The 14,380-nt window shown below is 69.8% G+C and carries 14 protein-coding genes; 7 read left to right on the top strand and 7 right to left on the bottom strand.

The genetic code is table 11. From position 1 onward, the window contains the following. The first annotated feature begins 226 nt into the window (after positions 1-226). Positions 227-883, top strand: coding sequence for a hypothetical protein (locus ACFVKT_RS36050; protein ID WP_385739711.1), 657 nt, complete (start codon positions 227-229; stop codon positions 881-883). Positions 884-1,023: 140 nt separating this feature from the next. On the opposite strand, the gene ACFVKT_RS36045 is transcribed toward ACFVKT_RS36050, so the two are convergent. Genes ACFVKT_RS36045 through ACFVKT_RS36035 form a run of 3 tightly spaced genes read right to left on the bottom strand, consistent with a single transcriptional unit; the run spans position 1,024 to position 4,074 of the window. Next, positions 1,024-2,157: an Mrp/NBP35 family ATP-binding protein gene (locus ACFVKT_RS36045; RefSeq protein ID WP_385740177.1), complete on the bottom strand. Its 1,134-nt coding sequence runs from the start codon at positions 2,155-2,157 to the stop codon at positions 1,024-1,026. Positions 2,158-2,204: 47 nt separating this feature from the next. After that, the gene (locus tag ACFVKT_RS36040; RefSeq protein WP_385739709.1) at positions 2,205-2,789 is read right to left on the bottom strand and encodes a DUF1003 domain-containing protein; all 585 of its coding nucleotides are present in this window, start codon (positions 2,787-2,789) and stop codon (positions 2,205-2,207) included. Further along, a complete protein-coding gene (locus tag ACFVKT_RS36035; RefSeq protein WP_385739706.1) occupies positions 2,779-4,074 on the bottom strand; it encodes a magnesium transporter MgtE N-terminal domain-containing protein in 1,296 nt (431 codons plus the stop codon). The genes ACFVKT_RS36040 and ACFVKT_RS36035 overlap by 11 nt, the downstream gene beginning before the upstream one ends. Positions 4,075-4,247: 173 nt before the next feature. Between ACFVKT_RS36035 and ACFVKT_RS36030 the strand changes: the two genes are divergently transcribed. Then, positions 4,248-5,006: a hypothetical protein gene (locus tag ACFVKT_RS36030; RefSeq protein ID WP_385739703.1), complete on the top strand. Its 759-nt coding sequence runs from the start codon at positions 4,248-4,250 to the stop codon at positions 5,004-5,006. Between the two features lie 2 nt (positions 5,007-5,008). Here ACFVKT_RS36030 and ACFVKT_RS36025 read toward each other — a convergent pair whose 3' ends face one another. Continuing rightward, a complete protein-coding gene (locus tag ACFVKT_RS36025) occupies positions 5,009-5,551 on the bottom strand; it encodes a hypothetical protein (protein ID WP_385739700.1) in 543 nt (180 codons plus the stop codon). Positions 5,552-5,576: 25 nt separating this feature from the next. Then, on the bottom strand, positions 5,577-6,689 hold the full coding sequence (locus ACFVKT_RS36020; protein WP_385739697.1) for a magnesium and cobalt transport protein CorA: 1,113 nt from the start codon (positions 6,687-6,689) through the stop codon (positions 5,577-5,579). Positions 6,690-7,271: 582 nt separating this feature from the next. Between ACFVKT_RS36020 and ACFVKT_RS36015 the strand changes: the two genes are divergently transcribed. After that, positions 7,272-7,856, top strand: coding sequence for a suppressor of fused domain protein (locus ACFVKT_RS36015; protein WP_385739694.1), 585 nt, complete (start codon positions 7,272-7,274; stop codon positions 7,854-7,856). Positions 7,857-7,907: 51 nt separating this feature from the next. On the opposite strand, the gene ACFVKT_RS36010 is transcribed toward ACFVKT_RS36015, so the two are convergent. Then, a complete protein-coding gene (locus tag ACFVKT_RS36010; protein WP_385739691.1) occupies positions 7,908-9,161 on the bottom strand; it encodes an MFS transporter in 1,254 nt (417 codons plus the stop codon). Between the two features lie 172 nt (positions 9,162-9,333). On the opposite strand from ACFVKT_RS36010, the gene ACFVKT_RS36005 reads away from it, so the two are divergent. The 4 genes from ACFVKT_RS36005 to ACFVKT_RS35990 all read left to right on the top strand — a co-directional run bounded on the left by ACFVKT_RS36005 (position 9,334) and on the right by ACFVKT_RS35990 (position 13,210). Continuing rightward, positions 9,334-9,975 (top strand): DUF6758 family protein, encoded by a 642-nt coding sequence (locus ACFVKT_RS36005; RefSeq protein ID WP_266832247.1) that lies wholly within the window; start codon positions 9,334-9,336, stop codon positions 9,973-9,975. 173 nt (positions 9,976-10,148) lie between these two features. Continuing rightward, the gene (locus ACFVKT_RS36000; protein ID WP_385739688.1) at positions 10,149-11,015 is read left to right on the top strand and encodes a PHP domain-containing protein; all 867 of its coding nucleotides are present in this window, start codon (positions 10,149-10,151) and stop codon (positions 11,013-11,015) included. A 249-nt stretch (positions 11,016-11,264) separates the two neighbouring features. Beyond that, positions 11,265-11,870: a MarC family protein gene (locus ACFVKT_RS35995; protein WP_385739685.1), complete on the top strand. Its 606-nt coding sequence runs from the start codon at positions 11,265-11,267 to the stop codon at positions 11,868-11,870. A gap of 443 nt (positions 11,871-12,313) precedes the next feature. Beyond that, positions 12,314-13,210 carry an NYN domain-containing protein gene (locus tag ACFVKT_RS35990; RefSeq protein WP_385739682.1) on the top strand — a complete coding sequence of 299 codons (897 nt, stop codon included), beginning with the start codon at positions 12,314-12,316 and terminating at the stop codon, positions 13,208-13,210. An 87-nt stretch (positions 13,211-13,297) separates the two neighbouring features. On the opposite strand, the gene ACFVKT_RS35985 is transcribed toward ACFVKT_RS35990, so the two are convergent. Next, the gene (locus ACFVKT_RS35985) at positions 13,298-14,185 is read right to left on the bottom strand and encodes an alpha/beta fold hydrolase (protein ID WP_385739679.1); all 888 of its coding nucleotides are present in this window, start codon (positions 14,183-14,185) and stop codon (positions 13,298-13,300) included. Positions 14,186-14,380 lie beyond the last annotated feature (195 nt).

Below are 14,380 nucleotides of genomic sequence, written 5' to 3'. Positions count from 1 at the left end.
TGCGTCGTATGGACGCCTGAGTCGTACGGACGCATTCCGAGCCGTGGACACGCCTCACCGCAGGTGATCTGAGTCTCACACGGCCCCAAAACGTACCCACGCGCCGGGCGCTTTCCCGGCTGCTCGGAGTGGTGTGGCTATGCTGCCCAGTTGTTGTGCGGACCGATAAGGACGCCCGCGGGGGGTGGGCCCACCGGTCCGACGAGAGCTAGGAGGCGTCCGGCAGATGGAGACGACAAGTCGGGTAGGCGCGCAGGCGCCGGCTGCGGAGGGCGGACAGCACGTCCCCTCCGCCCGGCGTACGGTCGACGGTTACCTGCTGGCGCCCTTCCCGTGGTACGGCCTCGACGAGGCCTTCACGGGACCGCGCTGGCTGATGCAGGTCGGTACCTCGGCGGACGGTGCCGTCGAGCACGGTTCGATCGGGCACGGAGAAGAGCCCAGCGTGCGCGGCGAGACGACGGAGGACAAGGAGCGCTTCGCGGTCGTGGTGACCGTCGCGGCCAGCCCCGTGCGCCGTAGCGCGGACGGTACGGGCCTGCTGGAGGCCACCTCGGTCTCCTCCGCGGCCTGGCTCGCGGGAGTGGGGCTGCTGTCCTTCACCTGGCCCGGCCAGATGGACCACACCCTGCGGGACGACTGGCTGGACCAGCAGACGGAAACGGCGTGGGTCCTGGCCGACGACCTCGGTGGCTCCGAGTGGTCCTCCCTGTCCCTCCCCGTGGACGGCGTCCCCACGCCCTTCCACTACCGCGAGTCCGAGTTCGGCTGGGTCCTCGCGGGTTCCACCCAGGAGGGCGTCCACGTGGGCGCGTACGGGCGGGGGATGAGCGCGTACGGGCTGGGCTTCTCGATGATCAAGGACATCGGCGCGTACGCCTAGGCGGCGGGCATACGGGGATGGGGGCGCCGTCTTGAGTGACGGCGCCCCCATCTTCGTATGAGAGTGGGGGCTGCGGACCGTTTGGACCTGCCGGTGCGTCGTGGTTGCTCGCGCCGTTCCCCGCGCCCCTTACGAGGCCCCTAGAACTTGTTCCTCGGCGTGATGCCCAGGGACATGCCCGAAAGGCCCCTCGCCCGGCCGCCCAGCTTGCCGGCGATGGCCCGTAGGGCGGAGCCCGCCGGGGAGTCCGGGTCGGTCAGGACGACGGGCTTGCCGTCGTCGCCGCCCTCGCGGAGGCGGACGTCGATCGGGATGCTGCCGAGGACCGGGACGGTGGCGCCCGTGGTGCGGGTCAGGCCGTCGGCGACGGACTGGCCGCCGCCCGTGCCGAAGATGTCGACCATCTCGCCGCAGTGCGGGCAGGGCAGGCCCGACATGTTCTCGATGACGCCGACGATCTTCTGGTGGGTCTGCACGGCGATGGAGCCCGCGCGCTCGGCGACCTCGGCGGCGGCCTGCTGAGGCGTCGTCACGACGAGGATCTCGGCGTTCGGGACGAGCTGCGCGACCGAGATGGCGATGTCGCCCGTGCCCGGCGGGAGGTCGAGGAGCAGCACGTCCAGGTCGCCCCAGAAGACGTCCGCCAGGAACTGCTGGAGGGCGCGGTGGAGCATCGGGCCGCGCCATACGACGGGCGTGTTGCCCGGCGTGAACATCCCGATCGAGATCACCTTCACGCCGTGCGCGGACGGCGGCATGATCATGTTCTCGACCTGGGTGGGCTTGCCGTCGGCGCCGAGCATGCGTGGCACCGAGTGGCCGTAGATGTCGGCGTCGACGACACCGACCTTGAGGCCGTCGGCCGCCATCGCCGCCGCGAGGTTCACCGTCACGGAGGACTTGCCGACGCCGCCCTTGCCGGAGGCGACCGCGTACACGCGCGTGAGGGAGCCGGGCTGGGCGAAGGGGACCTCGCGCTCGGCCGTCCCGCCGCGCAGCGCGGCCGCGAGTTCACGGCGCTGTTCGTCGCCCATCACGTCCAGGGTCACGTCGACGTGCGTGACGCCCTCGACCGCCGCGACCGCCGCCGTCACGGTGTCCGTGATGGTCTGGCGCATCGGGCAGCCGGAGACGGTCAGATAGACAGTGACCGCGACCGCGCCATCCGCACCGATCTCAACCGATTTGACCATCCCCAGCTCGGTGATGGGTCGTTGGATCTCGGGGTCGTTCACCGTCGACAGTGCTTCGCGCACCGCGTCTTCCGTAGCCACCATGCTGTCGATGGTACGGGGCTCCCCATGGCCCCCGGAAAGCCCCGTCACAGGTCGTCTGTGTCACGTCCCCGGGGGCGCTCTGACGGGAATACGACGCGACTGTCCGGACGCCGCTCTTCCAGTTCCCTGATGAGGTCCTGCAGCTCGGAGCGGATCCAGTCGCGGGTGGCGACCTCGCCGAGGCCCACGCGCAGCGAGGCGATCTCCCGGGTGAGGTACTCGGTGTCCGCGATCGACCGCTCGTTCTGCTTGCGGTCCTGCTCGAGGTTGACCCGGTCGCGGTCGTCCTGCCGGTTCTGCGCGAGCAGGATCAGCGGGGCGGCGTAGGAGGCCTGGAGCGACAGCATCAGGGTCAGGAAGATGAACGGGTAGTTGTCGAAGCGCAGGTCGCTGGGCGCGAAGACGTTCCAGAGCACCCACACCACGACGACGATGGTCATCCAGACGATGAACCGCCCGGTGCCCAGGAACCGCGCGATCCGCTCCGAGAACCGCCCGAACGCCTCCGGGTCCCACTCCGGCAGCAGTCTGCGGCCCGGCGTCTTGGGCTGGTCGAGCCGGTTGCGCGGCCGGGGGGCCGCGGTCGCCCCGGAGACGGTGCGTTCCCGCGCCTCGCGTTCAGGGGCCATCGGCCACCTCTTCATCCTCCACATCGTCCTCGTCGAGGTGGAACTCCGTCTCCCGCCAGTCCTCGGGCAGCATGTGGTCCAGTACGTCGTCCACGGTCACCGCGCCCAGCAGCGAGCCGCTCTCGTCGACGACGGGCGCCGCGACCATGTCGTACGTCGCGAAGAACCCGGCGACGACGGGCAGCGCGTCGTCCGGGGCGAGGGGCTGCAGATCGTCGTCGAGGATCGAGCTGACCAGGGTGTACGGCGGGTCGCGCAGGAGCCGCTGGAAGTGGGCGGTGCCCAGGTACTTGCCCGTGGGTGTCTCGTCCGGCGCGCGGCACACGTACACCTGGGCGGCGAGCGAGGGGGAGAGGTCGGGGCTGCGGACCCGGGCGAGCGCCTCGGCGATGGTCGCGTCGGGCCGCAGGATGATGGGCTCGGTCGTCATGAGACCGCCGGCGGTCCGCTCCTCGTACGCCATCAGCCGTCGTACGTCGGCCGCGTCGCCGGGCCGCATCAGCTTCAGCAGCCGCTCCACGTCGTCCTCGGGGAGTTCGGCGAGCAGGTCTGCGGCGTCGTCCGGGGCCATCGCCTCCAGGACGTCCGCCGCGCGTTCCTCCTTGAGCTTGCCCAGGATCTCGATCTGGTCGTCCTCGGGGAGCTGTTCGAGTACGTCGGCGAGGCGGTCGTCGTCCAGCGCGGCGGCCACCTCGCCGCGCCGCTTCGGCGACAGGTGGTGCATCACGTTCGCGAGGTCGGCCGGGCGCAGTTGCTCGAAGGTGGCGAGGAGGCTCTCGGCGCCCTGTCCCTCCTCGTCCAGCGAGAAACCGGTGAGGGCGGACCACTCGACGGTCAGGGTCACCCCCTTGGTGCGCCTGAACGCCCCGCTGCGGCCCTTGCGGACGAAGACCCGGTCGATCTCCCAGTCCCGTCGCGCCGGGAGCTGCTGGACGGACACGTCGAGCACGGTCACCTCCTCGCCCGTCTCGACGAGGGTGAGGCGCCGGTCGAGGAGTTCGCCGAACACGAGCCGCTCCGTGGGCCGCTGTTCGAAGCGGCGCACATTGAGGACTCCGGTGGTGATGACCTGGCCGCTCTCGATGCCGGTCACCCGGGTCATGGGCAGGAAGATGCGGCGGCGCGTGGACAGTTCGACGACCAGGCCGAGGATCCGGGGCGGCCGACGCGCGACACGCAGTATGGCGACCAGGTCGCGCACGCGGCCCACCTGGTCGCCGTTCGGGTCGAAGACGGCGACACCGGCGAGGTGCGAGACGAAGATCCGCGGGGTGCCTGCGGCCATGCCCGCGCCTCCTGTTCCTGCCGTTTTGTCCGCTCGGGTGGGCTTCAGGCTAGCCCGTCCCGGTCGGATACGCCCTGGTGGGCGGTCCGGACGGACCCCTTCCGTCGGGCATGGGAGGCACCGGTACGCTGCCGTACGCCGCCGCCGGACCCCGCTCGAAAGGCGCCCCACCTGTGACTGCAATTCTCCAGGGCCGTACCCCCAGGGCCGCACTGGTGAGCGCGATCTGCGCACTGGTCGTGACGGGGACAGGACTGACGGGGTGCAGCAGTGAGGACCCGGACGCCGGCACGAACGGGGTGGGCAAACTGACCGCCGCCCAGATCCAGACGAAGACGAAGCAGGCGGCCGAGGCGGCGAAGACGGTACGGCTCTCCGGAACCGTCGTGACCAACGGGACCACGTACACCCTCGACATGAGCCTCAAGGACGACGGCGGCTCCGGCTCTGTCACCTCGAAGGAGTCGACCTTCCGGCTGCTGAGGGTCGGCGAGCACCTCTACCTGAAGGCCGACGCGGACTTCTGGAGCGACCAGGACGGCTCGGGCGACACCGGCTCGACGGACACGGAAGTCGCCGACAAGCTCAGCGGCATGTACGTGAAGGTCCCCACGGACGACCCCACCTACAAGCGCTTCAGCGGCTTCACCGACAAGGACGTCCTCCTCGACGGCCTGCTCACCCTGGAGGGCACCCTCGCCACCGACGGCTACCACGAGCAGTCGGGCATCCGCACCTTCCGTATCACCGGCGGCGACGGCTCCGGCGGCTCCCTGGACGTCTCCCTGGAGGGCACCGCGTACCCCCTCCTCCTGGTCCGCGCGGGCAACGCCGGCACCCTCCGCCTCACGGACTGGGGCAAGGACTTCGCACTGACGGAGCCCAGCAAGAAGGAGACGGTGGACTACGGACAGGAGCTGCCGTCCTCATAGGACTAGCGGCGCCTGCGCTTCTTGAAGAGGAGGCGGGGGAGGCCCGCGGGGGCCGGCTGCCGGGTGGTGGCGGGGGTGGGCAGCGGCGGCGCGGAGAGCGAGCCGTCGGGGAGTTCGGAGGTGCCGCCCGTCGGCTCAAGTCGGACCACCCGGCACTCCCGGGCCCAGCGCCCGGTCATGGCCTCGCCGTCGGGGGCGTTCAGACGCTTGCCCTTCAGCTCGCCGACCGCCGCCTCCCACTCCGGGGATCCGGGCGTCAGCTCCACGACCTTTGCGGTCCAGGCCACCAGGCGGCCACCCTTGTCCTTGCTGCGTACGGTGACCACGGCGTCGCCCCCGTCGACCAGACCCGGCAGCGGCTGCTCGCCGGGTCCGTCGCCGATCAGAAAGGCCGCGCCGTCGTGCCACACATGCCACAGGGCCCGGGTGGGCACACCACCGGCCTGCCCTTGAAGTACCGGCACCTCGCTGCCCCGGACCCAGATCAGCCCGGACTTCTTGGTGGCCTCCTCGACGAGGGCCTGGTCGAGCAGCTCTTGCGTCATGGGGCCAAGACTAACCAGCCGGGGTTCACAGCCAGCCGTTGCGCTTGAGCGTGCGGTGGATCCCCACGCAGAGGGTCACCATGAGGCCCATGACCACCGGGTAGCCGTACCGCCAGTGCAGCTCCGGCATGTGCTCGAAGTTCATGCCGTACACCCCGCACACCATCGTCGGTACGGCGATGATCGCGGCCCAGGACGTGATCTTGCGCATGTCCTCGTTCTGCGCGACGGACGCCTGCGCGAGGTTGGCCTGGAGGATCGAGTTGAGCAGCTCGTCGAAGGCGAGGACCTGCTCCTGGACCCGGGCGAGGTGGTCGGCGACATCGCGGAAGTACTTCTGGATGTCGGGGTCGACCAGTCGCATCGGCCGCTCGCTCAGCAGCTGCATGGGGCGCAGCAGCGGCGACACCGCCCGCTTGAACTCCAGCACCTCACGCTTTAGCTGGTAGATCTGCCCGGCGTCCGTGCCGCGCGGGGAGCCTTTGCGGCCGGGGGAGAAGACCTGGGTCTCGACCTCGTCGATGTCGTCCTGCACGGCGTCCGCGACCGCGATGTACCCGTCGACGACATGGTCGGCGATGGCGTGCAGGACCGCGGACGGACCCTTGGCGAGCAGCTCCGGGTCGTCCTGGAGCCGGTGCCGCAGCGCCCGCAGCGAACCCTGCCCGCCGTGCCGGACGGTGATGAAGAAGTCCCGCCCGGTGAAGCACATGACCTCGCCGGTCTCGACGATCTCGCTGGTGGCGGTGAGCTGGTCGTGCTCGACGTAGTGGATGGTCTTGAAGACGGTGAAGAGCGAGTCGTCGTACCGCTCCAGCTTGGGCCGCTGGTGGGCCTGCACGGCGTCCTCGACGGCGAGCGGGTGCAGCCCGAACTCGCTTGCGATACCGGAGAATTCGGCCTCGGTCGGCTCGTGCAGGCCGATCCACACGAAACCGCCGTCACGGTGCACCTGACGCATCGCCTGGTGCGGCGTCAGCGGCTCGCGGGTCTCGACCCGGGCGCCGTCGCGGTAGATGGCGCAGTCGACCACGGCGGAGGGGGTCCCGGGGTCACGGGTGGTGTCGTACGAGCCACTGTCCTTGCGGAGCGAGGGACGGGGGCGGACCGCGGCACGGAGGTCACGAATCATCGACATGGCAGGCTCCTTCGCAACGGAGGCGGCCGGCGACGGTTGGAACTGCCCGGAATGGGGACGTCCTGACTGCGGATGTCTGGCACGTCCACAAAGCGGGGAGCACCGCACCGTCGCGGTGGCAGCTTCGCTACTGATTCAGATCAGGCAGATCACGTCTGGACCAGACGGATCGCGTTCGGATCGAACGGATCAGGTGGGAACGAAGCGCTCTTCCGTGGTGCACCGGGCAACGCTGACACGTATGCACATGTTCGCAGGAGGCGACAGCCAGCAGGATTACAGAGCCAGCTAAAGAACTCAGCGACCGGAAGAGCGGGTAGTACTGCACGGGTGACTTCGGTCCATTGCAGCCCCACCTCCTCCGGTCGGTCCCCCGTGAGGGACGATCCATCCCCCGTAGGGGGTCCTACTCCCTCCACAGGGGAGTCGGACGGTTCCCCCAATGGGGGAAATCAGCCTCAGAGAGCCGGGACTTGAGAGCGACGCTTCTGCGTGCTGCCCCGGCCGAGGGCCCAGAGTATCAGCGCGCCGAAGCGCCAAGGCGCCGCTTTACCCCGACCTAACGAGTTCTATGCTCGGTTCATGGCTGATGTTCTCCCTCTGGTCGAGGCCCGGATGCGTTCCGCGCTCGGCGAGCCCGACGCGCGGGCCGCGGTGACCTTCCTCGGGACCGACCGCGTCGAGGTGCTCCGTTTCACCGAGGGCGACATCGTCCGCTACGCGACGCTCGGCATGTCCGCCCAGCCGATGGCGGACCCCACCTCGGCCGTCGCCGACCCCGTGAGAGGCCCGCGCGCCGAGCTGGTCCTCTCGGTGCGCGCCGGCGCCGCCGACACCGACAAGGTGCTCCGCCCGCTCGCCGTACTCGCCGCGTCCCCGCAGGTCGAGGGCCTGATCGTGGCCCCCGGCGCCTCGCTCGACGTGGGCGAACCCCTGTGGCCGGGAGCGCCGTTCACCTCCGTACTGGTCGCCGAGCCGGGCGGCCTGGTGGAGGACCTGGACCTGGACGAGCCCGCCGACCCCGTACGTTTCCTGCCGCTGCTCCCCATGACGCCGAACGAGGCCGCGTGGAAGCGGGTGCACGGCGCGGGCGCCCTCCAGGAACGCTGGCTCAGCGGCGGAACGGACCTGCGCGATCCGCTGCGCAGGTCCGTTCCGCTGGACTGAGGTCTCCTGTCCAATCCGGCTGATCCCAGGTCAGAGCCTGGCCGAAATCAGTCAGTTGGCAAAGACGGTGACACTGTCCTCCGTGGCGTGCCGCGGCTCCAGCTCCTCGGCGTCGTGCGTGAGCGCGTCCCGTCGTACGAGGACCACCGCGGCGCCGATCACCGCCGTGAGGGCCGCGACCGCGAACGGGATGTGGATGTTGCTCCACCCCTCGATCCTCGGCGCGAAGAACGGCGCCGCCGCGGCCGCGAACCACCGCACGAAGTTGTACCCGGCGCTCGCCACCGGGCGCGGCGCGTCCGAGACGCCCAGGGCCAGTTCCGTGTAGACGGTGTTGTTCACGCCGATGAAGGCGCCGGACAGGATCGTGCAGACCACGGCGGTGGTGTGGCTGCCGTACCCGAGCACGAGTACGTCGGCTGCTAGCAGCACCAGTGAGCCGCCGAGCACCTTCAGCGAGCCGAAGCGGGCCTGCATGCGCGGGGCGACGATCACCGAGAAGAGGGCGAGCAGCAGGCCCCAGCAGAAGAAGACGGCACCCGACTTGTACGGGGTCATGTTCAGTACGAACGGGGTGAAGGCCAGCACGGTGAAGAACGTGTAGTTGTAGAAGAACGCCGAGACGGCCGCCGAGGCGAGGCCGCCGTGGCCCAGTGCCCGGATCGGGTCGAGCAGTGAGGTCTTCTTCGTGGGCTTCGGCTGCTCCTTCAGGAACACCGTGATGCAGAGGAAGCCGACCGCCATCAGGAACGCGGTGCCGAAGAACGGGTAGCGCCAGCTCGCGTTGCCGAGCAGTGCGCCCAGCAGGGGGCCGCAGGCCATGCCCAGGCCCAGGGCCGACTCGTACAGCAGGATCGCCGCGGCGCTGCCGCCGGCCGCCGCGCCGACGATGACGGCGAGGGCCGTGGACACGAACAGCGCGTTGCCGAGGCCCCAGCCCGCCCGGAACCCGACGAGTTCGCCGACCGATCCGGACGTGCCCGCCAGGCCCGCGAAGACGACCACGAGGGCGAGGCCGAGGAGCAGGGTCTTCTTGCCGCCGATGCGACTGGAGACGAAGCCCGTCACCAGCATCGCGACGGCGGTGATCAGGAAGTACGAGGTGAAGAGCAGCGAGACCTGGCTGGTGGTGGCGTCGAGGCCCTTGGCGATGGACGGCAGGATCGGGTCGACGAGTCCGATGCCCATGAAGGCGACGACGGACGCCCCGGCCGTCGCCCAGACGGCCTTCGGCTGGCGCAGGATGCTGCCGGCTCCCGCGTCGAAGGGGTCCGCCTCTGCTGCTTCTCCTGTGGTGGTGCGCATACGTGGTCCTCGCAGTCCTCGACCAGATCGTTGACGTATACACATATTAAGTTAGTTCGGCTAAAGAATGCAAGCTACATCTATATTTCCCGGGTGGGCGCGGGCGAGGTGCGGGCGCCGGACGGGTGATCGTCCTTGACGCGGCGAAGGACGGGGAGGACCGTTGGGCCCTATGAGGGGCGAACCCAGTTGCCCGAAGTGTGGTGGCCGGGTCAGGGCTCCCGGCCTCTTTGCCGACTCCTGGCAGTGCGATGTGCACGGGACCGTGCACCCGCTGCAGCCCGTGATCCCGCCCAGCGTCGAGGCCCTCGGTGTGGTGGTGCACCGCGCCCGGGTGCCGGTGTGGATGCCGTGGCCGCTGCCGGTCGGCTGGCTGTTCACCGGCGCCGCCTTCGCCGGTGACGACCGCAGCGGCGGGCGCGCGACCGCGGTCGCCTGCTCCGGACCCGGACCGCTCGGCGGCATAGGGGAGTTGATCCTCATCGCCGAGGAGCTCGGCGTCGGACTCGGCGCGCGGTACGCGGGAGTCGACGGGCCCGACCCCGGCCCCTACATGAGCGTCGAGAAACCGCCCCAGGCCAAGGTCCTCGCGGCCGGCCGCCCCACCCCCCTCTGGCATGTGGCCGGCGCCCCCGACGACCGCGCCGTCTTCGCGGGCGAGGCGCTCGGGCTGTGGCTGTGGGCGGTCGTGTGGCCCGAGCAGTCGGGGCTGCTGATGTACGACGAACTGGTGCTGACGGACCTGCGGGACGCGGGCGCCGAGGTGGACCTGCTGCCGTGCGGGGCGCTGTCGCCGCGGATCCTGGAGCCGTAGGGCTCGCAGGCGGTTCGTAGGGGGCGCAGGGTGTGTACGGGTGTGACAGGGGAGGGTCGGATTCCCGTTACCCTTGAGTGTTGCCTTCCGCGCGCCCTTGGGTGTTCTCGACCCTTCGGTGCCGTCGGGCGTCCTCTTTCCGTCCCGTCCCGTCAGCGTCTGGAGTCCGCGTAGTGCGCATCGATCTGCACGCCCACTCCACCGCCTCCGACGGCATGGACACCCCGGCCCAACTGGTCCGCAACGCTGCCGCCGCCGGTCTGGACGTCGTCGCGCTGACCGACCACGACACGACCCGCGGGTACGCCGAGGCGATCGACGCGCTGCCCGCCGGGCTCACGCTGGTCACCGGGGCCGAGCTCTCCTGCCGCCTGGACGGCATCAGCATGCACATGCTGGCCTACCTCTTCGACCCCGAGGAGCCCGCGCTGCTCGCCGAGCGTGAGCTCGTACGGGACGACCGGGTGCCGCGCGCCAAGGGCATGGTCGCCCGGCTCCAGGAGCTCGGTGTGCCGATCACCTGGACGCAGGTCGCGCGCATCGCGGGTGAGGGTTCGGTGGGGCGGCCGCATGTCGCCTCCGCCCTGGTCGAGCTCGGTGTCGTACCGACCGTGAACGACGCCTTCACCGAGCAGTGGCTGTCCGACGGCGGCCGGGCCTTCGTCGAGAAGCACGAGACCGACCCCTTCGAGGCGATCCGGCTGGTCAAGGGGGCGGGCGGCGTCACCGTCTTCGCGCACCCGGCCGCCGGCAAGCGGGGCCGGACCGTGCCGGACTCCGCCATCGCGGAGCTCGCGGCCGCGGGTCTCGACGGCATCGAGGTCGACCACATGGACCACGAACCGGCCACCCGGGCGCGGTTGCGCGGGCTGGCGGCCGAGCTGGGGCTGCTGCCCACCGGGTCCAGCGACTACCACGGCAGCCGGAAGACGTGCGTGCTCGGGGAGTACACGACCGATCCCGAGGTGTACGGGGAGATCACCCGGCGGGCGACTGGGGCGTTTCCGGTGCCGGGGGCGGGTGGGGGCCGGGGCGTTTAGGTCCCTGGTCGCCCAGTTGTCTCTTCCGGGCTTCTGCCTCTTCCGGGCTTTTCCGGGTTCCGGGCTTCTGTCTCTTCCGGGTTCCGGGCTTCGGGCTTCTGTCTCTTCGGGGCTTCGGGGCTTCGGGGCTTCGGGGCTTCGGGGTTCCGGGCTTCTGGTCCGGGCTTCGGGTTTCTGGTTCCGGCTGCTTTTCCGGTTGCTCACTTCCTGTTTTCGGTCCCACCCCTCCATATCTGCAAGGCCTTCGCTGTGTTCGACGTCGCCGTCTTCGGCTCCCTCTTCCTCACCCTCTTCGTGATCATGGATCCCCCCGGGATCACTCCGATCTTTCTCGCGCTCACCGCGGGGCGCCCCGCCAAGGTTCAGCGGCGGATGGCCTTCCAGGCCGTCTGCGTGGCCGGCGGAGTGATCGCCGTGTTCGGGCTGCTCGGGCACCAGATCCTGGACTACCTGCATGTGTCCGTGCCCGCGCTGATGATCGCGGGCGGCCTGCTGCTCCTGCTGATCGCCCTCGACCTGCTCACCGGCAAGACCGACGAGCCCAAACAGACCAAGGACGTCAACGTCGCCCTCGTACCGCTGGGCATGCCGCTGCTCGCCGGACCGGGCGCGATCGTGTCGGTGATCCTGGCCGTGCAGAAGGCCGACAGTGTCGCCACCCAGGTGTCCGTGTGGGCCGCGATCCTCGCCATCCACGTCGTGCTGTGGATCGTGATGCGGTACTCGCTGCTGATCATCCGCGTCATCAAGGACGGCGGCGTGGTGCTGGTGACGCGGCTCGCGGGCATGATGCTGTCGGCGATCGCGGTCCAGCAGATCATCAACGGCGTGACGCAGGTGGTTCAGGGGAGCTGAGCTGCCCTGCTCCGGCCATGAGCAGAGCCCCGTACGGCATGGTTGCCGTACGGGGCTCTGAAGTCTGTCCGCGTGTTATGAAGCGGATGAGTCGGCCGGGCGGATCCAGAGTCGCTGTCCTATGGCGGCAGCCTGCTGAACGATCCGGTTGACGGAGGCGGCGTCTACGACAGTGCTGTCCACGGCTGTTCCGTCGACATCGTCGAGTCGCATGATTTCGAAGCGCATTGGCTTCTCCCTTCGTCTGGTCATCCTCCTGAGGAGAACTACTTGTGACTGGTGCGTGGGGCTTCTGCGTCCCTCGCTCCATACGGATTCAACGGCATGCGTGTTACAAACATTCCCTACGCTAAGGAAATTTTTCGAGTCGCTAACTACTTGCCGGTAGCGGACTGATTGGGACCGGTTGTGTTCGAAGCGTGACCACCGGGACAATGGAAGCGATGAACGACGACCTTGACGCGCTCGGCGCCCGCATCGACCGCACGAACGAGCTGCTCCAGCGCATGCTCGCCGAGGTGGCCAAGACGCCCTCGACCCATGCGATCTTCGTCGACGCGGGGTATCTGTACGCGGCCGCCGGACGGCTGGTCGCCGGTACCGAAGACCGTCGCTCCTTCGACCTGGACACCGAGGGTCTCATCGAGGCGCTCATCGACCGGGCCCGCACGATCTTCGCGGACAGCAGGCTGCTGCGGGTGTACTGGTACGACGGGGCGCGGCGCCGCATCCACACCGCGGAGCAGCAGTCCATCGCCGAACTGCCGGACGTGAAGGTGCGGTTGGGCAACCTCAACGCCAACAACCAGCAGAAGGGCGTCGACTCACTCATCAGGTCCGACCTGGAGTCCCTCGCCCGGCACCGCGCAATCAGCGACGCCGCACTGCTCGGCGGCGACGAGGATCTGGTGTCGGCGGTCGAGGCGGCGCAGGGGTACGGCGCGCGCGTCCACCTGTGGGGCATCGAGGCGCCCGAAGGCCGCAACCAGGCCGAGCCGCTGCTCTGGGAGGTCGACAGCCAGCGCACCTTCGACCTCGACTTCTTCAAGCCGTACGTCGCGCGGCGGACCGCCGCGACCTACGACGCCACGGCGGCGGCTCGGCCCTCCCGCGAGGACGTGCGGTTCGTGGGCGCGCAGGTCGCAGCGAAGTGGCTGGCCGCGCGGGGGCGTGAGGCGCTGGTGGAGCTGCTGCCGGGGCATCCGTATCTGCCCGGGTCGGTCGACCAGGATCTGCTGGTCGAGGCTGAGGGGCTGTTGCAGTACTCGCTGCGGGGGCAGGCGGATCTGCGGCGGGCGCTGCGGGATGGGTTTTGGGAGCATCTTCGGGCGCAGTACTAGGTCATGGGGGGGGGCAGGCAGTACCAGGTCCTTGTCCTGGTCCTAGTGCCTCTGGTCCTAGTGCTGGTCCTTGTGCTGGTCCTGGTCCTAGTCCTTGTGCTGGTCCTTGTGCTGGATCGCGTTCCAGAAGTCTGCGAGGGCGCGGGCTGTTTCCTCGGGGCGGTCGGTGTTCGGGGAGTGCTCCGAGCCGTGGATGACCGTGCGGCGCGCGTCGAGGCGTACCGCCATGTCGTCAAGGAGCGGGAGCGGCCAGGTGTTGTCCTCGTCGCCGGACAGGACATGCTTCGGAAGGGGGAGCGCTGCCAGTTCGGCTACGCGGTCGGGTTCGGTGCACAGTTGGCGGCCGGTCGCGATGAGCTGCGCGGGGCTGTTGCCGAGCCAGCGGCGGCGTAGGTCGGCACGGTCGTCGAGACCCTTGTCGAGGCCGCCGGTGTCGGTGTCCTCCGGCGGTTCCATCGCCTGCATGGCTTCCCATACCTCGGCCATGTCCGTGACGGCGAGTGCGTCCCGGAGCAGTTTGACGCGCTGCTGCTGCGAGACGGAGATCTGGGCGGGCCCGGAGGCGATGAGCGTGAGGGAGATGAAGGGGGACGGGTTCAGCAGTACGGCGGCGCGGGCGATCTGACCGCCGAGGGAGTGGCCGACGAGGTGTACGGGGGTGCCGATGGCGTCCGCCTGTGCGAGTACGTCTCTTGCCAACTCGCCCTGCGCGTACGCCGTTTCGTCGTCCCGTGGGCCGGGGGACTCGTGCTGGCCCCGGCCGTCCACGGCCACGGTGCGGTAGCCGTCCGCCGCCAGTGGCTCGTGCAGCGAGACGAAGTCCTCCTTGCTGCCGGTGAACCCCGGCAGGAACAGCACGGTGCCCTTGCGCTGCCCCTGCGCCGCCGCTTCGAGCGCGGCGAAGTCGCCGCGTGCGGTGTGGAGGCGGTGGGCGTGGACGCCGGGGGGAGGGGTGAAGGTGGCGGGCCTGCTCATGGTCCGAGGCTAACCGGCGGTGGTGGTGATGCGGCGGGTGGGTGCGCCGGGTGGGTGCGCCGGGTGGCGGGTGCCGGGTGCCGGGTGCGCCCGGTGGGTGGGTCGGGGCCGGGGGCCGGTACATCCGCCCGTCGCCGCCGGATCCGGCGTCGGTCAGTGGGGTGGGGGTCCGGTGAGGCGGGCGTACGCGACGGG

The organism is Streptomyces sp. NPDC127595 (assembly GCF_042671685.1).
GTDB lineage: Bacteria > Actinomycetota > Actinomycetes > Streptomycetales > Streptomycetaceae > Streptomyces.
This window is presented reverse-complemented; position numbering and strand designations above follow the sequence as displayed.